Consider the following 22,088-nt stretch of genomic DNA (forward strand, 5'->3'; position numbering starts at 1 on the left):
AAAAAGGGGCTACCAGAAAGCCAAATAATATACTTTCTGGAAAGCCCCTTTATCTATCTTTCCGTTGGTTAATTAATTTGCATGCCGTGAATCTTCGTAGCTGCCCTTCGAGTGACAGTTTGCACACTTCGAATGGATGTCCTTATGGACAGTATCCCTAGAGTGGCAGGACGTACAAGATGTATTTTTATCTTTAATCGCTTGCACCACTGCTGGATTCGTACTTTGGTGGCAAGTATTGCAAGTGATCGGGTTGCCATTTGCATCTTGTCTGCCATCGCGGGCATGTTCGTGCGTTAGTGATTTTGCGTGACATCCTGTACAATCCGGTTCATTATTTGCCTTATGAAGTTCTGGAATATCGTGATTGTTTAGAAGTCTCGTTGGTGTAACAAAAGCTCCAGTATATCCTTTCACCTGCGATCCAGGCTGGTGGCAGACAATGCAATCGTTCATTTCACGATTTTCTGTTACCCTTAATGGCATTGTCGGGTCAGTATTCACTGGCTGATAATGAATCGTTGGTGTTGAACCGTGCGGCGCTAAGTCGAACGCATCTCCATCAGGATCTTCATGACACTGACTGCAATTTGCCGGAACAGATATATAATTGTGACAGTTTTCACAACGATTATTTGAATGTGTTCCGTTAAAATAAAGCTTTTTACTATGGACATTTTCCAAATCACCATTGCTTCCTGTAAAGCTATTTGCTTGATGGCAGGAAGTACAACTGGAAATATTTGAATCCTTCATATCTGGGTAAGTATTGGTGTAAAATTTCCACTGTTTATCTATTGAAACACCTGTCAAATCAGACGCAGCAACATTAACAGTGTGATAAGCTTCATTTTCCAAAACCGCAGGAGGGGTGTAACTAACTAGGCCTGAACTTTCATCATACTGGAAGGCAACAGGCTGCCCATCTAATTTAAATTGAATAGAACCAGGATTAATTGAGCCATTTGGTGATTTTACTACGGCAGATATAGTCGGCTTTAAATCGTCCACTCCATATTTTAGTGGAGTCTGATTTGAAACCACCGGCTTGACGGAAACGGTAAAATTCCAGTTTCGGGTAACTGCATTGCCTAATGTATCTTCTGCAAACAATGTTAATGTATGGCTGCCATTTGCGATAGTTCCCTCGTAATCTATAAAGGCTTGCTTTTTAGAGGTAATAATATATTCATCATAATAATCTATATATCCTTTATACTTAAAATTTATCTTTAAAGGGGATCCATCCAAAGACAGAGTAACATTGTCTTTAATATCGACAAGATCCTTTAACTCCCCGCTAAATTTTAATATCCCATCTGTAATGACAGCGCTATCCTTAAAATAGTAGAGGTTTACCAAACTAGGTGCAGCCGAGTCAGCTGTAAAGGTCCAACTCTTGGTGCCACTGTTGCCCGAGATATCTTTTGCCTCAAGAACAGCAGTATAACTGTTATTTGGAAAAATATAATTATAGGTGATCTTTCCTGTTTCCCGATTGATTTCCAACTTGGTAGAATCAACATAAGAATTGTTTATTTTTAGCGTCACCGTATCCCAATTAACTGCATGATTGTCACTTACAACTGCGGTTAATTGGTTTGCTTTTAACTGCTCACTTTTATCAGCAGGATTGATGCCGTTAAACTTAGGAGGCTCTGCAACTGTGAATGTCCAGGAATCACTAAGGGTATTCCCGCCTTTATCATTAATGCTGACCTCTACTGTGTTGACCCCGTCTTTTAGATTAGAGGTATTGAAGCTGATAGTTCCTTCTTTAAGACTCTTATTTACAAAATTCGGAGTGACGTCCATTCCGTTTAACCACATTTTTACTGTGGAACTGTCTAATTCATATAAGCTTTTTACATAAACAGCTATTTTTGGGCTTGATACTGTAACCTTGGATCCCTTTGCAGGATAGTAATTACTATAAAAAGTATCAACTGCAGAAACATAGAATGCACTTAGTAACAATCCAAGGGATAAAAACAACAACATAATCAGAATAGGTTTTCGTCTCAACTTAAAACTCCCCATTTTACGAGACATTTTCTCTTTCTCCTCTCTCTATCCACTTTCGTTATAGCCAAATCAACATTTCTATCGGATCACCTTCCCCTTGGCAAAAGATTAGAAATCGTGTAAATAGACCTATTATCCAATAGGTCTATTTACACTATCTACCTCTTATTTACCATATGAATAAAGGCCTAAATTATATGGTAATAAGGTCCTAGAAAAAGTATAGCAGATGTATTTTCAAAATAATGTGTAATTTTTTAGAATTATTGATATTTTTAGTATATTCACATAATGATATTTGTTATGTTATTTAAATTGGCAACCGGAAAAAATAAAAAAATCGAGAGGAGTTCTCTCGATTTTTTTATTTTTTTGGAGCATGCGCTGCCTCAACAAACGACTTACTGTTACTGTGACATTCTGAACAAGGCTTTGTTGTTTCTGTAATTTTTTTATTATGATCAGGTATTGCCGGATTAATGGATAGCTCTGTCTTTTCATCATAAATCGCTTTACCTGTAACACCGTATATGGCAGTTGAGCCATTATGGCAGGCAATACAGAAACTTTGCTGCTTCCCTGCATCCCATTTTACAATGGCATTCGGGTCAAATGATGTTAAATTAAATGTTGTTGGATTTTCATGTCCTATTTGCGTTTTTATTTGGTCAACATTGTTAGACCCATGAGTATCATGACACTCAGCACATGGGATGTGACCTGCAAGAGGACTTCCATCTTGCGCTTTGATGATATGACCTGAAAAGTTTTTCTCTGCTGCCGAAATTTCGCGGTTTGCAAATGACGATTGACCATTTGTTTTTTCATACTGCGCTATAGTTACTTCCGTTAAATTATTATAATACCTGGCAATGTCAGGGGTGTTCGTAGCCTTTTTCTGAAAATCTCCATTATGACAGCGAAGGCAAAGCTGAAAGTCTTCATAAATTCCTAATGCAGTATTCGACTTTTTATATTCAAACAGACGATATTTTACTCCAGGGTCGCCGAGCTTTTCAGCACTGTCCGTTTCATGGCAGGATTCACACAATTGAAGTTTACTGTTAATTTCTCCCGTTGGTTTGTCAGGATGCGGAGTATTATTATGGGTATAAGTAATATCTCCTTGGGCCAAGTTCGGATTATCCACTGACCAATCCGAATGCGGATTATGACACGTTGAGCAGGAGCTTCCATTTGGCTTACCATCAAATCCAACAGCGGCAATATGTACATGTGTTGTTTGACTATTTTCAGGTTGTGGGGCAACTGTCCCGTCATGGCATGCCATACAATACGTATCTACTGGTATAATCTCTTCTTTCTGGCCAGGTTCCGCAGGCTTTTTGGCTGACAGCAAATTAGGGTCCTGCGCTTTGTGAGTGCCATGGCAATTTGCACAAGTATTCACATTGGCAGCATAGCTTCCATGCGGATTCTGGTGTCCCGCTGATGCATCACTAACCGTTGTGAAGGACCAAACTTTAGGATAAGCACTATTTCCAGCCGAATCCACTATTCCATTCGGATTAGCTTGAACATAATATCTTGTGCTAGGCAGCAATGGGCTCAATGGCGTAAAGGTGATCTCATTTGTTTTGTCATTGAAAAAGTTCGTTCCGTCAACATTAATCCCATTTCTGGTAACCTTGATACTGTTATCAATTAATTCTTTACTATTATTAATTGGAGTTAGGTCAGAAATCTTTACCTTAATAGTCGAGTCCAACTGTACTTGGGTATAATTTTGCATTGGAAGTATATTGGGCAGTATAATCGGCCGCTGGGTATCCAATGTAAAGCCAACCTTACTAATATTTCCTTCGTTTCCTGTTTCATCGATGACTTTCGCAAAAACTTCATGGGGACCGTCTATTAAACCGGAATCCTCATACTCCCATCTTCCTGTACCGTCTGCCGAAACAGGGACCCAGGTTCCCGTTACTCCCCCTCCTCCGGCATCCAGAGTGCAATCAATGCATAGGCTTACGGTAGCCATAGGATCAGTGGAGCCTGCCAAACTTCGAAACTTTGTAAATTCTCCGTTTTTTGGTTTTCCAAAGCTAACTGATGGCAAGGAATCAATTGTTAGATTAATTGGGTCTGAACTAATTTCGACCCCGTCAACAACAGATTTGGCAGTAATAGTATGGGTACCCTCAGTTAATGTTACTGTAATACTCCAATTATTATCGGTTATTTGGTTGGTTGTTTCTTTTTTCTCTATACCATCGTAAAGATCAATAGGCACTCCTGCTGGGAAATTTTCAACCGTACCCGAAATAGTTATAGTTGTTTCTTTAGAAATATCACCTGATTTTGGCGAAGTAATGGTTATTTTGGGAACAACAACTCCCTCGCCATAAACATGTGATATAAACGAAAATTGCTGGGATCCTAGTAATTGAAAACATATAACAAGTATGACCAATACTTGGAATTTCAAATTATGCAGGAGTCCTCTTCTTCCCATTTAGCACCCCTCACTTCTGCTATTTATGTAGCGCAAATTAATAGGTCTCTACAAACATTTTATTCTCTTGGTTGGCAAGGTACTAGAGGATTGAGCTATTATTCAATAAAAATTCATATATCTTTTGTAAAAAATATGGATTTGTGTTAAGGAAAAAAATTCTTTCTGAAAATAATTTATAAGAATCCTTGTAAAGTATTAAATTTGACATTTTGTTGTCTAAACTAGTAAAATTTAATTACAATTAATAAGGTGCTATGCCAATGCATAACACCCTATTTTCCAAACTTTCTTATTGAGCTAATAATTAGTTGCAGCTAATTGTTAGCTTATTTTATTAATAGCCATTAGGCATTCCAATTGGGTGATCCGCTTCACGCTCAGTGTTCTTGATTGTTTCTGCGTGTGAGCTGTTGTGGCAAGCCCAACATACTGACATGTTAGTGAACTTCTTAAGAGCAGAAGAAGCGTTGTTATCTTGCATATATGCTAATGCTGAAGTCTCATCACCTGCGAATTTTCCACCATCAGCTACTAGGTCTTTAATTGTACGTCCAAGAGCATCTTTCATGATATATGCGTCTGTACCGTGACCGTAGTGGCAACGTACGCAAGTGTAGCTGTCGCTGTTAGTGCTGTGGCGGTAGGCAGCATATTCATCACCGAAGTGGGATTTTTTACCATCTGAATTAGCTTGCAGGTAGTCAGAGTGGCAAGCAGCACAGAACTGAGACATTTTAACCCCAACGTTTTTAACAGTTTTATTAGTATCAGTTCCTACTGTGTATCCAAGGTCTTTCATTTCTTGTTCAGTTACATTTTCAAATTGAGCAAGAGGGGCACCTGCAAAGTAAGCACTTTGTACAACATTGTGTCCGTTTTTAGCCATTTTAACAACTACAGGACGAGCGATGAAACCTTTTGTTGCTTTACCCAATGCAGTTGCACCTGCAGTGGAAGTTGAATATGCTTGTGCATGTTCGTAATCAAAATAAACACCGGATGTTGAACCGTAAGCAGCAACAGTAGTATCATTTTCCATCAAACGAGACCAGTAAGTCTTGCCATCAGTACGGCTGTCATACCCATACAACCATGGAGCTTCAGATTTTGTATATCCAGAAGTACCTTTATTATATTGAGCGACAGTTACATTACCATCAGCATCTGTAGAACGAAGCAACACCACAGCTGCAGTTTGTCCAGTAAGAGTATCCACTACAGGGACATTCTCTAATTGGTTACCGCCTTGAGAAGCCGGCATTGAAGCAATTCCGTTTGGATTGTATTGCAATAAACGGTCAGAGTAGGAACCGTGTGGTGCGTGACAGCTTGCACAGCTGAAGCTTTCGCCCCATTGAGTTCCTTTAACTTTTGAAGTAGAGACTGGATTTCCACCAGGAGCTGCACTGATTTGCAGGCTATCGTTAGACATGTGCTGAGATGCACCGTGAGTTCCGCCAAATGTACCAGCACCACCCATCGCTTTAGAAGGATCAGCAGCTATAGAACCATCAGTGAATACGTTGGCAAAACCTAAAGTCCCATCATGGCATGCAGTACATGTGTTATAAACAGTGTCTGCGAAAAGCAATTGATCACCTTGTGCAGTATGGACCTGGTGGCAGCTTGCGCAAGAGTTTGTGTTGTTTTGATAAGAAGTGTGCACATTTTGACCAGTCAAGGCTTTTACTACAGTGCCTTTTGCAGAACCGTCATTTACGTCTACACCATTTCCTGTTTCGTTAGCGTTCGGTAGTATGCCATCAGCTGTTCCAGGAGTCAAACCTCCATTGTAATGTTCTTCAGCAGATGCAGCTGCTGCAAACATACCAAACAGCATGAGTGCAAAGAGTAAGCTTAAACTAAACTTTCTCATTCTTAAAACCTCCCAAAATAACTCTCTTTTTTCTCTCTCTCTGTATTGTTTTATATCCTCTGAAAAAACAATCTGATCCTATCTTTCTATACCGCCCCCTTTCAAGTTAAGGGAAAAAGTGATAAATCTAATTCACTGCATTTTTCCTTGGCTGATGAACGTTAGTTGAAAACCTGTATCCTTATGTTGAGTGTATCTGTAATAAAAACATTATCGTTTTTGTCGATGAACAATCCGTTTGGCAGAGAGAATTGGCCGTTGTTTTCACCCATGCCGCCCATTTCAAATACCTTTTTGCCATCCTTGTCAAAGCCATAAACGAAGTGGGTCAGGTTGCTGACAACATACATGATGCCTCTCGAGTCAACGCCAATTCCTCTCGGGTTGACAAAAATCGATTCCCCTTGCCCATTTGTGCTGCCATTAATGATTTTTACAAACTTACCATCTTTATCGAAAATCTGAACACGTTGGTTACCGGTATCAACAACATAAATATTACCTTCTCCATCAGTTGTGATGCCGTTTGGTGCGTTAAACTCGCCCTCTTTAGTGCCTGGTTTGCCTACTTCAAGAAGTAGCTTACCGTTCATATCCAAAACATAAGCTTTATTCGTTTTAATATCGGTCATATATACCTTCTTATCGATAATTCTTAAGGCCGCTGGTGAAGAGATATTTTTTTCTGTGAAAGTTTTCTTGGCAAAGTAATCAATAAATTTTCCCTTTTCATTGAATATGGAGATATTGCCGTTATACAAATCGGCTACAAATACCCTTCCTTGATTATCCGTTGCAATCCCGTACGGGAATTTAAATTGACCTTTTCCGGTTCCTTCCTCGCCAAAAGCAAAGAGCAAATTGCCGCCGGCATCAAACGCCACGACTCTTTTATTATTTGTATCAGAAACATAAGTAAAGGAGCCATTTGCGGTTACATCCATCGGTTTCTCAAATGGTTTATTAAAGTCACCGGTAAGAGACATACTGTAGGACGGTGCCCCATTTGGATCTAAAACCTTTAGCAACCCCGTATCGACAGCCTTTGTTTGATTTAGAAAAAGGAAAGTAAAAACTGCTGCTGTGGTTATAGCAATGAGTGCCATTCCGATATACACATTACGTCTTTTCATTGTTTTTCACCTTCAGCCACTGTGTCTTTATCTTTAAGTCTGTCAAGTGCAGCCACTGCATCCTTATACAATGGATCGTATTGAAGTGCATCCTTATAAATAGCAATGGCATCATCATACTGACCTTGTGCTTCAGCGACCATACCAATTTGATAAATGATATCGGCATTGGTCGGAGCCATCTTGTTAGCTTGTTCTAAAGCCTTTGTTGCCTTATCGTACTCTTTCAATCCACGATAGGCGATCCCCATTTGTACGTAGCCTTTAAAGTCTTTCGGCGCAATTTTAACGCACTTTTCAAACGCAATAAGCGCCTCATTATAACGCTCTTCTTTCACGTAAACTAACCCCATGTTGTAATGGGCATCGTAATAATTTTTGTCCTGCTCCAAAACATAATCATATTGTTTGATTGCCTCGTCGTTATCACCTTTTAAGTAATAGGTATAACCTAATATGATTCTGTTCTGTAAGTTGGTCGGGTCTTTTCTTACCTCTTCTTTGTAGAATGCAAGCTGCTCATTCACTCGTTTCATATCAATGTCATTCCAAAAATAAAAGTGACCGAGAGCATAACCTGTTCCTACAGAAAAGACTAAGGTTAACAATAATAGTAGGATACTAGTTTTTTGCGAAAAAGTTTTCGGCTTTTTCTTGGCTGTTCTTCCCTCATCTTGCTCTTGAGGCACTCTTTCTATTTCCATCTTAAATCCCCTCTCGGAATTTATTCGTTTGCTTTTATAGTCACTATTTGGTCTTGTGACACTTGGCACATGTCTTTTCAACATGGCATTTTAAACAGGTTTTATTGTATTTCTGATTTTCTGGAACCTTAAATGGATGTCTGTCTCTCCATGTATCCTTGTGGGAGCTTGGATGACATGACGCACATTGCACTTTCGTTACGGGCGAATTACTTGTAATCCGACTTTCGTGGCAGGTCATACACTTTTGTGTATCCTTTGACAGGCTGCCATGCTTGGTCATGAAGGAAGTTATTTGGTGGCTTTCCGGCCTTTTTCCATGACATTCTTTACAAAATGTATTCGTTTTTGCGTATTGAGAAACAGTTACATTTGTAGTATTGGGTGTATCCTTTTTCAAAAATTTTGTATAGGATGGATCCTCTTTAAATAAATCGTACTCCTCTGTTGACATGTAAGAATGGCACTTTTCACAGTTCTTCAATTCTGAAGGTTGAATTTTCCCGTGTCCTCCAGCTTTAAAATCTGCTGATTTATGAGTTTTAGGCAGCATCGTTGTCTCGTGACAAGCTTTGCACTCCAAAGTAGCCTTTCGTGCTTGGTGACACTCCATGCAAGTGTCCATTTGCGGGCTGGTAAACTTTTTATCCTTCATCAGAGCAGCGCCTAGTTTTTCATCCCATTTTTCATAATCACTTTTATAGGTTACTTTGCGGTCAGATATTTCCCCATGGGCAGTACCGCTATGACACTCAACACATTTAACCCCCTCAGTTTTATGTTTCGTGTGCGGTATGATGATATCCCCTGAGGGAGTAACTTCACGCCTATCCATATTGTGACATTTTTCGCATGCTTCATCTGGAATGAGGTTTGGCATTTTTATTGGTGCGATATAGGTGTCTGTTTGTTTTTTGTAAAGTTCTACTACGCCTTCCCCTTTTGCCTTAGCATAATTCTTTACCCCAGGTTGAATATGACAACTGTCGCATTCTACTTCACTATGAGAGGAAGCTTTCCATGTATAATATTGAGGCTTCATCTCATGGCAGGAAGCACAAAACTTTGAAGACGATGTTGCCTCCAGCCCCGTAAAGCCGAGTCCAAGGAAGACGGCTAGAAACAACACCGTTAACGTTGCATATTTGAATAGCTTATAGCGAAACTTGGGAGGGGCCGGCAGCTCATTACGCTCCTCTTCCATAATCTAGTCCCTCCTATTTTAGGGTTTTCTAGTTTTTCACATCGTCTTTAAAGCCGGTTCTGTGGCAGTATTGGCAATAGACTTCTGTTGGCGCTTTTACTGTTGTTGAACCTTCTACTGGCTTTTCACGGTCGTGGCAGACAAAGCATTCGGCTTTTTGGTCTGCTGTTTTGGCTTTGCTTGCGTGTGCTGTTAACCATTGATCGCTTTCTAAGTGTCCTGCAGGACGCTTGCCGTGACAGGCACTGCAGAAATTATTAACCCGAGACTGGTCTTTTACGACAGTTAGGTTTGCCGTATATTTATGGCTGCTATTTTCAGCACTTTTCATTTTCAGCAAGGAAATGATGTCTTCTTTAGGAATTTCTCTAATCCATTTGGAATCCTGGTGACAGTTCACGCATTTGTCGAGTTCTTGAATAGCAGTACCTCCGTGTGCCTGATTCCATCCTTCCTCTTTGTGGCTCTTAGGAACCTTAACTTTTCTATGACACGTTTCACATGCCATGGAAATCTTAACGTCCTTTTGCTGCTTTCCAATGGCTTGTAAAATGAGATCCTGAGTCTTTTCTTCATGTACCTTAGCTAAGTCTTCAGCTGTGCCACTTCCAGCTGTTCCTTCTACAGCTGATTCCGTTTTTGTTTCGGTTGCTACAGGCTCGCTGACTCCTTCTTTTTTGCTTTCATCAATCTTTTTCTCCACTTCCTCCGGGTTTGGCGGAACTAGATAAGCGACGTCCTTCCAAGGCTTTTCGCCATTGTTCACTTTGTCATGGCAATCGATACAGGTACCCATGTTCGGGCGCAAGTATTTCTTTTCCATGATTTTTTCAGCTGTTTCTTTCGTATACTCACCGCGAACTTCTTCAGTATTAATACCGCGGGCCGCCATCTTGGCGTGAACGACACCGGCATGGCAGGAGATACATGGAATACCTTCTTCAATATGCCCTTTGTGATTAACCTTTAGGTCACCAGAAGCGGTGACAAGGCGGTTTTTGGAGTGACACTGCATACAGTTCTCGTTCGAAACAACCTCATCTTCTGTTTGGACAATTTGTTCCGGCACCCCGGTAACGTGATAGTAAACTTCTTTCAACGACTTAACTTTGTGAGTCAGCATGTTGATGGTGCCCGGCTTGATATGGCACTGGACACACGTGATATTATTGTGAGCACTTGCCGTAAAGGTCGAGTATTCTGGTGCCATTTCGTGACAGCTCGAGCAGAACGCCGGCGAGTTGGTGATGGCCAGTGCACCATAGCTGCCGCCTCCAATTACAATCAACCCTATTAGTGAAATGAACATGACTTTCCATCTTGTGACCGGATCCTTCCAATCTATGTTTTTGACTTTTTGCCAAAGTCTGCGAAATAGGCCCACCTTTTTTTTATCTTCTCTTGCATCGGGATCGGTTTCTTTTTTCTTTTTCCCCCAAAAGGCCATTTTCCTCACCCTTCCCATATTTGATTGGTTCTCTATTTATTTTCCATTGCTACCTCTCTAAAGGTAGTATCTTACATTAAAAAGGAGAATCCAATGTACAATTTGTGAATATTTTTACATTCACAGAATTGATACATTTCTCTAAATAAACAACATATAAACGTTGTAATCTAGGCGTTTGGTTAACAATATAGGCAGAGTGAAAAACTGTATTAAAACTAATTTTTATGCAAAAATATTTAAAAATATGCAAATAACCATAAACTCTTAAAGGCAACTCATAAGTTCTATACATTTTTCACAGATTTGCCATAATTGAAGTAGATAATAGGACGTATGTCCGGGAATTTTAGCTGAGTTTCTCCCAATGTTGTCACCTGCATAGTGGAAATGGTAAGATTAAATAGGAAAATTAGAGATTTTTATTGGATTCATTTTTTCAAAAAATGCTTTTGAGTCTCAGATAAAAGGAGCGTTTCATCAAATATGGGGATTTTAAATAAAGTGTTTGACCTAAATAAACGTGAGCTGAAACGGCTGGACAAGCTGGCTGCAAAAATTGATGCGATAGCCTCAGAAACAGAACGTTTAACAGACGAGCAGCTGCGTGAAAAAACGGAAGAGTTCAAGGCCCGCTACCAAAAGGGCGAAACGCTTGATGACCTATTGGTTGAGGCGTTTGCGGTTGTCCGTGAGGGTGCCCGCCGCGTGCTTGGCCTTTATCCATACCATGTTCAGCTGATGGGGGGTATTTCTCTCCACGAGGGTAATATTTCCGAGATGAAGACCGGTGAAGGTAAAACATTAACGGCGACAATGCCCGTTTACTTGAATGCTTTGTCCGGAAAAGGCGTTCATGTTGTCACGGTCAACGAATACCTGGCAAGCCGTGACGCAACCGAGATGGGTCAGTTGTATGAATTTTTAGGACTGACAGTCGGATTGAACTTAAACAGCATGGATAAGGATGAAAAACAAGCTGCTTACGCCTGCGATATTACGTATGGTACGAACAACGAGTTCGGCTTCGATTACCTGCGTGATAACATGGTCCTTTACAAAGAGCAAAAGGTTCAGCGCCCGCTTTATTTTGCCGTCATCGACGAGGTTGACTCGATCTTGATTGACGAAGCAAGAACACCGCTGATTATCTCAGGCTCTGCCCAGAAGTCGACAGTTCTATATATGCAAGCAAATGCGTTTGTAAGGACGTTGGCGAAGGACGTTGATTATACGTACGATGAAAAAACAAAAGCTGTTATGCTCACCGAAGAGGGTATCAGCAAATCAGAGAAGGCATTTGGCATTGAAAACTTGTTTGATATTTCTCATGTGACCTTGAACCATCACATTAACCAAGCGCTAAAGGCGATTGTAACGATGCACCTGGATGTCGATTACGTCGTCCAAGACGGTGAGATTGTGATTGTCGACCAGTTCACCGGCCGTTTGATGAAGGGCCGCCGTTATAGCGAAGGCTTGCACCAGGCGATTGAAGCCAAGGAAGGCGTCGAGATCCAAAACGAAAGCATGACGATGGCAACCATTACGTTCCAGAACTATTTCCGGATGTATGAAAAACTATCCGGTATGACTGGTACAGCGAAAACAGAAGAAGAAGAATTCCGCAACATTTATAATATGAACGTTATCGTCATTCCGACAAACCGTCCGATTACCCGTGATGACCGTGCGGATTTAATTTATGCTTCAATGGAAGGCAAGTTCCGTGCCGTTGTCGAAGATATTGCCGAGCGCCATCAAAAAGGACAGCCTGTCCTTGTGGGTACAGTCGCAATTGAGACGTCTGAACTGATTTCCCGGCTGCTTTTGAAAAAGGGTGTTCGCCACAATGTCTTGAACGCGAAAAACCATGCACGTGAAGCGGAAATTATCTTGGAAGCAGGTCAGGCTGGAGCAGTCACGATTGCGACAAACATGGCCGGCCGTGGTACTGATATTAAACTCGGAGAAGGCGTTAAAGAGCTTGGCGGACTTGCGGTTATTGGTACTGAGCGTCATGAGAGCCGACGTATTGATAACCAGCTGCGCGGACGTTCCGGACGTCAAGGGGACCCTGGTATTACTCAGTTCTACTTGTCCATGGAAGATGAATTGATGCGCCGATTCGGTTCTGACAATATGAAAGCAATGATGCAAAAGCTTGGAATGGATGATACCCAGCCAATTCAAAGTAAAATGGTATCCCGAGCTGTGGAAAGTGCGCAGAAACGCGTGGAGGGCAACAACTTTGACGCCCGTAAACAGCTATTGCAATATGACGATGTGCTTCGTCAGCAGCGCGAGATTATTTATACGCAGCGTGATGAGGTACTCGAATCCGAGAATTTACGTGAAATTGTCCAGAATATGATTTTGCGCTCCATTCAGCGCCATGTCGATGTCAATGCGCCTGGACATGCAGATGAGGAAGAATGGAATCTTAAAGGAATTGTGGACTTTGCCCATGCAAACCTGCTTGGGGAAGGCGACGTGACGGTTGATGACCTTCGAGGCAAGGATCAAGAAGAGATAGTCGAGTTCATTTTTGCTAAATGTAAAGAGCATTATGAGGAAAAAGAACAGATTCTGTCCTCTGAGCAAATGCGTGAGTTCGAAAAGGTTGTAACGTTGCGTGCAGTCGATTCAAAATGGATTGACCACATCGATGCGATGGATCAGCTTCGCCAAGGGATTCATTTGCGCGCTTACGGACAAACGGATCCTTTACGTGAGTACCAGCATGAAGGTCTTGCAATGTTCGAGGCAATGGTTGAGTCGATTGAGGATGAAGCGGCCATGTACATCATGAAGGCGGAAATTCGCAATAACCTTGAGCGCCAAGAGGTCGCCCAGGGCCATGCCGTAAACCCGAAGGAAGACGGCGAGGCTGTTAAGAAGAAGCCGAAGGTCAATAAGGAGAATGTTGGGCGAAATGACCCATGCCCTTGTGGAAGCGGGAAAAAGTATAAGAATTGCCATGGGGCAGGGAAATAATATTTGTATTTAAGATGGAGTCGGCAATTGGATTGCCGGCTCTTTTTTTAGTTTTGCAGCAGTCGAATTAGTCCTCACTACATAAATTAAGACTTTTACCACATCGTTTCGGAAGTTCACGACATTATTTTAGACCTTCACGACAAAAACACGTGGTCTCACGACGTAAATTTACATAATTTGGATTACATTGCATTTTCCTATCTTCACTATACAAAATCTTCTGGTCTAACAACATAATTTAATGACAAAAAGAGCCAGGGCAAACCGCCCTGACTCAGTGTTTAAGATCCCGGTTTAACCGAGGCCATTCCAAATTTTAAAATTTATTAGAATTAATGATTTCCGTTCCCATGTGCTTGTTCAGCTTTATTAGCGGCCGCACCATGCTTTTGGGCTGCTTGGGCTTGTTTTTCTTGAGCTCTTTGTGCTGCTGCTGCTTGTTTTTCGGCAGCTTTTGCAGCGGCTTGAGCCTGCATTTCAGCGGCTTTTGCTTGAGCTGCAGCTTGGTGCTCTGCCCCTTTATTAGCGGATTCAGTTTGAACTGCAGAATCCTCGCCTTGGCTGCTTTCTTCTGTCACAGTTGTTGCTTCGTCTGTAGTTTGAGTAGTTTCTTCAACTGCTGTTTCAGTCTCTTGTTTCTTTTGCTTACCTAGCGCTTTACCATGTTTTTTCACGGTTGCTGTTTGATCGTCGGAAACCTTTTCTTCAATCTGCTTTACTTGTTCAGCAAAATCAGCATCTTTCTCTTCAAGCTTGGCAAACTTCTTGTCAAGTTTTGCAAATGATTTTTGAATATTTTTCATTAAAGCTTGTTGGGCAGTAGGATTTTTCACATGGCTAAGGGCACCCAGCAGCGCATCGATGTTGTTGGCTAACTTGCCTTCAACAGTGGTTTGTGTATCGTCAGTTTTTTCAACATCAGCAGTTTGAGTGTCGTCTGCTTTTTCCACATCAGTATCTTCTGTGTCAGTGCCTTCTTCAGAAGCTGTAAGCTGCTCTGCTGCCTTCTCTTGTGTTGCAAGAGCGTCCTTCAGCAGCTGCTCCGCTTCGTCCGTTTTACCATCTGCAATCAAAGCGTTTGCTTCAGCAATACGTTCTGCAGCAAATTGAGCCAATAGCTGTGCTTCTTTATAATCGTCAAAAGTAAATGCAAGACGGATTTTTTCAGTGATAGTTTTTACAAAATAAAAGAAATCACCAGGAACCAATGATGGCGCTTCTGCTTTTTCAACATCTTCTTTTTGTGCTTGGTCCTTTGTAGTTGCTTCATCATCGGCCGCCACAGTTTCATCAGCATCAGTGTCTTCTACTGTTGCATCGTCTGATGGAGTTTCAGCTTCTTCGGAGGTTGTTGTTTCTGTTGCATTACTTTCTTGTTCAGTAGTGGTTTCATCAGTTGCGTTTTCAGTAGTTGTTGCTGTTTGATCGGTAACTTGTTCTGTAGTCGTACCTGTTACTGCAGAATCCTCCGCTGTGTCATTACCAGTAGCAAAGGCCGCCCCTGCTCCTACTGAAAAAATAAGTGATGATGCCAGTACACCGCTAGTTACTATGTTTGTCAGTTTCTTATTTTTCATGTCTTTTATTGCCTCCTTGTGAAGTTCTACTAAACTTTACGTCAGGTCTTTTTCTTTTTTGTAGGTGTTATTTAAAATTTTTTGTAAAAGGTTATATTTACCTACTCAGTACAAAAAAACGACCATCAAAATAAAAGATAGCCGTCTAAGAAAGTCCTATTAAACTGAAAATTTATTACCAGATTGTACGTTTGTACCTTTTCCAACATGTTTGAAAAGGTTAATTGTGAAACATATAACGCCTACAACCACAACAATGGAGCCAATCACCGCTACCGGCAGAGCCGCCATACTTCCAGTTAAAACCTGTGTTGCAATTCCGACCATCATCACCGGCAAACCGATATTATGGAACCAAAAATGTGTTTTTGCCAGCTTCGTGCTGGCTGCTTGCGGATAAAAATGATAAATAAGTCCGAATATCGCCATCGACACCCATCCAAGCAGGTTAATGTGAGCATGTACTGATGCCAGACGGAAGTCATGGATAATCCCCATCGTGATTCCCGCCAAAACCCCAATTGTAAAATAAATAGATGCAACCTTTAAAAACGCATTTCCCATCCTGTTTATTCCTCCAAAAGACCTATATTGTATACTTTTCCAATTTAATAGATTTTTACCATACTTTCAATAGATCTTGAGAAAAAACACTATGATGATAGTAAAAATTAACTAGATGATTTAAGCAAATGAAAAACACACCCAATAAAAGAACCCTCCAGTAAGTGGAGGGCAATGTTTATTTCTTGTTATTCTTCATAAATTCAAGGACTTCTACGTCAATCCAGCCCCTCTTTTGTTCTCTCATTTCAAAGTTTTCCGTATGAATAAAAGTGGTGAGGGCCTGATAGATATCATCGTCGCTGATGTCAGCGCCCGGAAGGTACCCTAAACGTTTTAAATGTTGCGTTACCTCTGTTTTAACTTCTCCATCAACTGATGCTATTTTTTCTGGCTTAGAAGGCGAAAAATAGAGCTGCTGAAGCTGGTATATTCTGATTAACTCCTTGATTGGATCAGGATGGTCGTCCACTCGAAGGTCGATGTAACGGTCGTTATAGCCGCCGTAGCCGCCTTTTTCTTTCACGACATAAAGGGCGGCAGACTGTTTCCCGCGGCTGTCACCGCCCGCTTCCTGCCCGGCATCTAAGGAAGTAAGAAGCCTTTCAGCCAATGTTCCCTCCGCTTTTTGAAAAATTCCAGCCATCGCTTGGACCGTTTTTTCATCAACTAAAATGTTTCCCTGCGCAGCAAAGTGTGGTCCTGTGACGCCACCGGCCCAGTTATAGCAGGCGCTTCCGGTAAATGTTGCGGCATTGCCGTTTGCATCAATGAGTCCAACCTGGCGCATTTCTTTGTCAGGATCATCGGCAAGGATGGCTTCAAGTGTTTCTTGTGCTGACTTTCCTTGTGCCATCAGTTCAAGAGCCCTTGGACCGTAAGCCGTATTGGCATAGGATTGGGTTGCAACCGCCCCGATTCCCGCTTTGGCCCATGGAACTACCGCTCCTACGCCTAAAAATTTAGATTGAACGGCAATGCCCCATTCTTTTTCCACCGGGTCATAACCGACGATTGAAAATGTCATTTGATTTGCCTCTCCTTTTGAAGTAATCCGCTGATTTAGAGCGGATATCCGCCGAGTATGCTGTTTTATCCGCCGAACCTCGGAAATATCCGCCAAATTAGAATTGTTATCCGCCGAATTTTAAGGTTTATCCGCCGAAAGGAGTTTTTTAAATCCGCCGCACTTGAATCACCAAGCCGCAACGGCCCCGTCTGTCCGTGGTTCAGTGCCGCCGATCAAAACGCCAGTATCCGGGTCACGCCAGATGATCTGCCCACGACCAAACGAGCCTGTGTCAAGGGCAACCTCAATCTGATGTCCTTTCCGGGCCAAGGCCTGAGCAATGTGGTTCGGGAAATGCGGCTCGACTTGAATTTTCTTACCCTCAATCCATTGCCACCTAGGAGCGTCCAGCGCAGCCTGCGGGTTCAATCCAAAGTCAATCGTATTCATGATAACCTGCATATGTCCCTGCGGCTGCATGTAGCCGCCCATGACGCCGAATGGCCCAACCGGCTGATCTCCCTTTGTCAGGAAACCAGGGATAATGGTGTGATACGTCTTGGAGCCTGGGCGCAAAGCATTGGCATGCGAAGGGTCCAATGAAAAATCGTGACCACGGTTCTGCAGCGATATCCCGGTGCCTGGCACCACAATACCTGAGCCGAAGCCCATATAGTTGCTCTGAATGTATGACACCATGTTCCCTTCACCATCGGCGGCAGCGAGATAGACTGTTCCTCCACGCGGCAGCTCATACGGAAGCGGCTGGAGCGCTTCGTCAGTGATTTCCCTACGTCTCGTATCACCATACTCGTCGCAAAGAACATCAGCTATCTTCATTTTCATAAAAGTAGGATCAGTGATATAGGCCTTGCCGTCGGTGTAGGCAAGCTTCATAGCCTCGATTTGCTTATGATATGTATCGATGGTTTCCTTTTCAGTAAGTTCAAAGCCCTTGACGATATTCAATGAGAGCAGCGCCACTAGCCCCTGTCCGTTCGGCGGAATCTCCCACACGTCGTAGCCGCGGTAGTTCAGCTTAATCGGCTCAACCCACTCGGCCCTGTACGATTCCAAGTCCTTTTTTGAAATAAATCCATTGTAGCGCTCGGAAAAGGTGGCTATTTGATCGGCGATTTCCCCACGATAAAAGCTTTCAGCATTCGTATTCGCGATGGAGCGCAACGTTTCTGCGTGGTCCGGTGAACGCCAGATTTCGCCCGCCTTTGGTGCACGCCCATTAGGGGCAAATGTTTCAAACCAAGGCTGGAATTCTTCGCTGGTGAGTGTTTGTTTGTAATGCTGGTAGGCGCGTCCCCAGTTTTTCGCAAGAACAGGCGTCAATGGATAGCCGTTTTCGGCATAGTCAATGGCAGGCTGGAGTACCTCTTTCAGCGGGAGGCGGCCAAATTTTTGGGAGAGCTCTGCCCATGCTGAAGGTGCGCCTGGAACTGTTACAGGGATTAGACCATGTGCCGGCATTTTATCATAGCCGCTTGCCTTAACTGCATCAATAGTCAGCGATTTTGGGGCCGGGCCGCTGGCATTCAGTCCGTGAAGCTTGCCCTTCGTCCAAACGAGTGCAAAGGCGTCACTGCCGATGCCGTTAGAGGTTGGTTCAAGGACTGTTAATGCCGCTGCCGTTGCAATCGCGGCATCGATGGCGTTACCGCCTTTTTTGAGGATTTCAAGACCTGCTTGGGCAGCAAGCGGCTGGGAAGTAGCAACCATTCCCCGCCGTGCAAACACAGTCGTTCGGTGGGATGGATACGGATTGTACTGATAATCAAAATTCATTTGAGAACCCCTCTTTCAATTGTATATTACTTACATTATAAAGAAGGTTCAGAATTTAGGGTACCGTAATATTTTCATAGTGATGCAAAAGAACCGTCCCCGTGCATCACCCATTAAAAAACGCTGCCAGGGGATAGGCGCCCCAGCAGCGTTTTGATAGTTTATTAATGTGCTTCGATTAAACCGTAACGGCCGTCTTTACGCTTGTATACAACGTTTGTACGGTTAGTGTCGGAATTTGTGAACACGTAGAAGTTATGGCCTAACATATTCATCTGCAGGATTGCTTCTTCGCTGTCCATTGGCTTAAGGTCGAAGCGTTTTGTACGAACTAATTCCAACTCCTCATCGTCATGGACATCTGCAGTATTCGTAGTTGTGAATTGGAAATCAACATTTCCTTTTTCACGGAACTTGCGGTTCACCTTTGTTTTGTGCTTTCTGATTTGACGCTCTAGCTTGTCAGTGATCAGGTCAATCCCAGCATACATATCCTGGTTTGTTTCTTCGGCACGCAGTACTAAATTTGGAAGTGGAATTGTTACCTCGACCTTGGAAGTTTTATCTGGATTGAATCTAAGATTCACGTTAACTTTTGCATCAGGTGCTTCTGTAAAATAACGCTCCAATTTTGAGATTTTCTTTTCTACATACTCTCTGATTGCTGGAGTTACCTCAATGTTTTCACCACGTACGTTATAGTTCATGTGTGGAGTCCTCCTTTATTTTAAGGCTATGTATTACATTTCTATTTTACCCTATGATTATCCTGCTGAATCAATATAAATTGTTTGTCGATTTATTGACAAAAACAATGGGAAAATAGTGACAATGTTTTAAACAGCCTTTGACTTATGTGGGGAAATTTACTATTATGAATGGTTGTTCATCTTTATTTTAATATTGATTGGGACAATTTGCCACTAATAAGTTTTGGGAATATGGGAAATTGATTTGAAACGATCGAGGATTACCCCTAATTGTTCGGCTGAGATGGGCAGTGTCTACGCTCGGCGCCTGAAACCATTACTCCTATCTAGCTATTGTTATGGACCAGACTGCGTCGGCGCCTGCTTGTTTGAGGAGTTTTGCAGCGTGCCTTAGGGTAGAGCCGGTGGTGTAAATGTCGTCCATGAGAATGACCTTTTTTCCATGAAGGTTGATATGGGTGTCGATTTGAAATACTTGGGGGAGATGGATTCGCTCTGACCTGGATTTTTTAGACTGCTTTTCAGTATGGACCCGCGAAAGTATATCAGTTGGCATTATTCCCGATTCTGTCAAAATTGCCGCTGCCTGATTGAAGCCCCGTTCGTAAAGCCGTTCCTCGCTTAACGGGATTGGCACAAATAAATCAGCTTCCCAACCTTTCATAACCTCCTTGAAGTAAACCGCAAACACTTTGGCGAGTACATAGTCCCCGCGAAATTTATATTTGGCCATAACCTCCTTTAAAAAGTCATTATAAAGGAAAATTGAAGTATTCTTTTGAAGGAATCCTTGCCAGTCAGGATCCTCTTCCCAGCGCGTACAATCATGGCATAATTCGCCGTCGCGAAATTGCTCGTCCAACAGCCGGAACGGTCTGCTGCACATCCGGCAGATATCACCTTCTATTTTTTCAAACTTCGCATCACAATCTGTGCATACACGGTGCTCCTTTTCTTTTGAAAAAATAGCTCCCCATCCTATATCCGGATATATTATTTCCTGGCAGATAAGACATCGATTTTGACTGAGAAAATTCATTTGTTTTATCCCTTTCTTTGAAAGTTCAATTACACGTCAATCAGCCCCCGCTTCACCCCCTCCCGGTTCATCGTGACAATCTGCTTCCTGGCCTTCAGCATCTCCTCTGTTTTTCCATAATGGAAAAAGATCACCACTCCATCTGGGTAATCCTTGCTTCGGCCAGCTCTGCCGGCGATTTGCACAAGGGCACTTTCGGTAAAAATCAAATCCTCGGCACCCACAACGGCCACATCAATATTGGAAAAAGTGACTCCACGCTCAAGGATAGTGGTCGTTAGCAGTAGAGGAATTTCTTTTGCCCGCATCTTTTGCACCTTTTCCTTCCGTTCAGGGTCTTCCGCGTGAACAGCTTCGATTCTAGAATCGAGCTTGCGCAGTAATGGAAGGGCTTTTTCCATCAAAGGGATGTGGGGAAAGTAAACAAGTGCCTGTTTGCCGCTCTCGAGCCTGTCTTTTATCCACCGAAGAACATTGGCAGGAAGCCTGCCTTTTTGGAGCTGCTTTTGCCAGTTGCCGTACCATGCAAATTCAGGAACAGGCAGAGGCTTGCGATGGAACCGGGCCGGAATGGTAATAAACGACCGTTTGCCAGTGCGGCATTCTCTTTGCCATTTTTGATTGGGGGTAGCAGTCAGGTAAATCATCGCGGAAGACGGTTTCCGGGCCTGAACCGCTGCATGCTGGAGCGATTCCTCGACCGTGTAAGGGAAGGCGTCAACCTCGTCCAATATCAGCGCATCAAACGCTTGATAAAAGCGGAGAAGCTGGTGTGTAGTGGCAATGGTTAAAGGGGCATAAAGATGGCGGTCCTTGCTGCCGCCGTACAGTGAAGCAACTGTAATTTCGGGAAACGCCGCCTTTAGCCGGGGTGTCAGTTCAAGAACTACGTCTGTTCTCGGCGTGGCGATGCAGATTCTTTTTTGGACAGAGAGCGCAGCTTCAATTCCGGCAAACAACACCTCGGTTTTCCCGGCCCCGCATACGGCCCAGACCAACCATTCCTTTTTTTGCATAATAGCCTCCACCACCTTGTCAGATGCTACCCGCTGCCCTTCTGAAAGAATACCAGTCCAAGCCATAATCTTTTGCGGAAGGGTGGTGTGCAGAGCAGGACCATTCCAACCGATTAATGGGGTGCATTCACTGATTCTTCCCATCATGATACAGTGGCGGCAATAAAGGCAAGGTTCACCGCAGCGGGCACAAGGGTATTGGGCAAACATTTGCGGGTCCTTATTTCCACATCGCATACACACTGGCTTTTTCCCAATATAGTCAATTCCTTTACGATATGTAACATAGCCATTTTCATAGTGCGATTGAATTTCGTTTAGTGGGTGCTGGATATCTTCAAGGAGGAGCTGCTTGCCGGTGAGAAGCTGTTGAAGTTCGCGGCTGTATGGAAAGTCAGGGTTTAATGACGGCTGCGGGATTTCCAGGAATTGCGTGATTCGATAGGATTCTTCTGTGAAAAATCTTTGTGGGATGAGTTTTTCATCCTTTATTTGAAAACGCATTGGGAGG

15 protein-coding genes are annotated in these 22,088 nt (G+C 42.8%); 1 reads left to right on the top strand and 14 read right to left on the bottom strand.

Going from position 1 to position 22,088, the window contains the following annotated elements:
* Positions 1-72: 72 nt before the first annotated feature.
* The 7 genes from ACFPA1_RS12260 to ACFPA1_RS12290 form a co-directional block, all read right to left on the bottom strand.
* Positions 73-2,052, bottom strand: coding sequence for a cytochrome c3 family protein (locus tag ACFPA1_RS12260; protein ID WP_378583225.1), 1,980 nt, complete (start codon positions 2,050-2,052; stop codon positions 73-75).
* 337 nt (positions 2,053-2,389) lie between these two features.
* Entirely contained in the window at positions 2,390-4,498 is a 2,109-nt protein-coding gene (locus ACFPA1_RS12265; protein WP_378583228.1) for a multiheme c-type cytochrome, read from the bottom strand.
* A gap of 337 nt (positions 4,499-4,835) precedes the next feature.
* Positions 4,836-6,377, bottom strand: coding sequence for a cytochrome c3 family protein (locus tag ACFPA1_RS12270; protein WP_378583231.1), 1,542 nt, complete (start codon positions 6,375-6,377; stop codon positions 4,836-4,838).
* Positions 6,378-6,538: 161 nt separating this feature from the next.
* Positions 6,539-7,510 (bottom strand): 6-bladed beta-propeller, encoded by a 972-nt coding sequence (locus ACFPA1_RS12275; protein WP_378583234.1) that lies wholly within the window; start codon positions 7,508-7,510, stop codon positions 6,539-6,541.
* The gene (locus tag ACFPA1_RS12280) at positions 7,507-8,214 is read right to left on the bottom strand and encodes a tetratricopeptide repeat protein (RefSeq protein WP_378583235.1); all 708 of its coding nucleotides are present in this window, start codon (positions 8,212-8,214) and stop codon (positions 7,507-7,509) included. The genes ACFPA1_RS12275 and ACFPA1_RS12280 overlap by 4 nt, the downstream gene beginning before the upstream one ends.
* Before the next feature lie 43 nt (positions 8,215-8,257).
* A complete protein-coding gene (locus ACFPA1_RS12285) occupies positions 8,258-9,418 on the bottom strand; it encodes a cytochrome c3 family protein (protein ID WP_378583237.1) in 1,161 nt (386 codons plus the stop codon).
* A gap of 28 nt (positions 9,419-9,446) precedes the next feature.
* Positions 9,447-10,865, bottom strand: a complete 1,419-nt coding sequence (locus tag ACFPA1_RS12290) for a cytochrome c3 family protein (protein ID WP_378583239.1) — start codon at positions 10,863-10,865, stop codon at positions 9,447-9,449.
* A gap of 486 nt (positions 10,866-11,351) precedes the next feature.
* Here ACFPA1_RS12290 and secA point away from each other — a divergent pair, with 486 nt between their 5' ends.
* On the top strand, positions 11,352-13,862 hold the full coding sequence (secA, locus tag ACFPA1_RS12295) for a preprotein translocase subunit SecA (protein ID WP_378583241.1): 2,511 nt from the start codon (positions 11,352-11,354) through the stop codon (positions 13,860-13,862).
* A 335-nt stretch (positions 13,863-14,197) separates the two neighbouring features.
* On the opposite strand, the gene ACFPA1_RS12300 is transcribed toward secA, so the two are convergent.
* From ACFPA1_RS12300 to ACFPA1_RS12330, 7 genes are all read right to left on the bottom strand, one after another.
* A complete protein-coding gene (locus tag ACFPA1_RS12300; protein WP_378583243.1) occupies positions 14,198-15,442 on the bottom strand; it encodes a DUF5667 domain-containing protein in 1,245 nt (414 codons plus the stop codon).
* Positions 15,443-15,601: 159 nt separating this feature from the next.
* Positions 15,602-16,006, bottom strand: coding sequence for a cytochrome-c oxidase (locus tag ACFPA1_RS12305; RefSeq protein ID WP_378583245.1), 405 nt, complete (start codon positions 16,004-16,006; stop codon positions 15,602-15,604).
* A 178-nt stretch (positions 16,007-16,184) separates the two neighbouring features.
* On the bottom strand, positions 16,185-17,033 hold the full coding sequence (locus tag ACFPA1_RS12310; protein ID WP_378583248.1) for a DUF1028 domain-containing protein: 849 nt from the start codon (positions 17,031-17,033) through the stop codon (positions 16,185-16,187).
* A gap of 168 nt (positions 17,034-17,201) precedes the next feature.
* Positions 17,202-18,812, bottom strand: a complete 1,611-nt coding sequence (locus ACFPA1_RS12315; protein ID WP_378583250.1) for a gamma-glutamyltransferase family protein — start codon at positions 18,810-18,812, stop codon at positions 17,202-17,204.
* Between the two features lie 164 nt (positions 18,813-18,976).
* Entirely contained in the window at positions 18,977-19,519 is a 543-nt protein-coding gene (gene hpf / locus ACFPA1_RS12320; RefSeq protein ID WP_378583253.1) for a ribosome hibernation-promoting factor, HPF/YfiA family, read from the bottom strand.
* Between the two features lie 325 nt (positions 19,520-19,844).
* Positions 19,845-20,561 (bottom strand): ComF family protein, encoded by a 717-nt coding sequence (locus ACFPA1_RS12325; protein WP_378583256.1) that lies wholly within the window; start codon positions 20,559-20,561, stop codon positions 19,845-19,847.
* A gap of 29 nt (positions 20,562-20,590) precedes the next feature.
* Complete coding sequence (locus ACFPA1_RS12330; protein ID WP_378583257.1) at positions 20,591-22,081, bottom strand: DEAD/DEAH box helicase; 1,491 nt, start codon at positions 22,079-22,081, stop codon at positions 20,591-20,593.
* Positions 22,082-22,088 lie beyond the last annotated feature (7 nt).

Origin of the sequence: Neobacillus sp. GCM10023253, assembly GCF_042653105.1 — a bacterium.
Lineage (GTDB): Bacteria > Bacillota > Bacilli > Bacillales > Cytobacillaceae > Neobacillus > Neobacillus citreus.

What these genes read in the sequence shown, in the direction of transcription:
- ACFPA1_RS12260 (WP_378583225.1), bottom strand. Translation starts at nt 2,052, where the DNA reads ATGTCTCGTAAAATGGGGAGTTTTAAGTTGAGACGAAAACCTATTCTG.
- ACFPA1_RS12265 (WP_378583228.1), bottom strand. Translation starts at nt 4,498, where the DNA reads ATGGGAAGAAGAGGACTCCTGCATAATTTGAAATTCCAAGTATTGGTC.
- ACFPA1_RS12270 (WP_378583231.1), bottom strand. Translation starts at nt 6,377, where the DNA reads ATGAGAAAGTTTAGTTTAAGCTTACTCTTTGCACTCATGCTGTTTGGT.
- ACFPA1_RS12275 (WP_378583234.1), bottom strand. Translation starts at nt 7,510, where the DNA reads ATGAAAAGACGTAATGTGTATATCGGAATGGCACTCATTGCTATAACC.
- ACFPA1_RS12280 (WP_378583235.1), bottom strand. Translation starts at nt 8,214, where the DNA reads ATGGAAATAGAAAGAGTGCCTCAAGAGCAAGATGAGGGAAGAACAGCC.
- ACFPA1_RS12285 (WP_378583237.1), bottom strand. Translation starts at nt 9,418, where the DNA reads ATGGAAGAGGAGCGTAATGAGCTGCCGGCCCCTCCCAAGTTTCGCTAT.
- ACFPA1_RS12290 (WP_378583239.1), bottom strand. Translation starts at nt 10,865, where the DNA reads ATGGCCTTTTGGGGGAAAAAGAAAAAAGAAACCGATCCCGATGCAAGA.
- secA (WP_378583241.1), top strand. Translation starts at nt 11,352, where the DNA reads ATGGGGATTTTAAATAAAGTGTTTGACCTAAATAAACGTGAGCTGAAA.
- ACFPA1_RS12300 (WP_378583243.1), bottom strand. Translation starts at nt 15,442, where the DNA reads ATGAAAAATAAGAAACTGACAAACATAGTAACTAGCGGTGTACTGGCA.
- ACFPA1_RS12305 (WP_378583245.1), bottom strand. Translation starts at nt 16,006, where the DNA reads ATGGGAAATGCGTTTTTAAAGGTTGCATCTATTTATTTTACAATTGGG.
- ACFPA1_RS12310 (WP_378583248.1), bottom strand. Translation starts at nt 17,033, where the DNA reads ATGACATTTTCAATCGTCGGTTATGACCCGGTGGAAAAAGAATGGGGC.
- ACFPA1_RS12315 (WP_378583250.1), bottom strand. Translation starts at nt 18,812, where the DNA reads ATGAATTTTGATTATCAGTACAATCCGTATCCATCCCACCGAACGACT.
- hpf (WP_378583253.1), bottom strand. Translation starts at nt 19,519, where the DNA reads ATGAACTATAACGTACGTGGTGAAAACATTGAGGTAACTCCAGCAATC.
- ACFPA1_RS12325 (WP_378583256.1), bottom strand. Translation starts at nt 20,561, where the DNA reads ATGAATTTTCTCAGTCAAAATCGATGTCTTATCTGCCAGGAAATAATA.
- ACFPA1_RS12330 (WP_378583257.1), bottom strand. Translation starts at nt 22,081, where the DNA reads ATGCGTTTTCAAATAAAGGATGAAAAACTCATCCCACAAAGATTTTTC.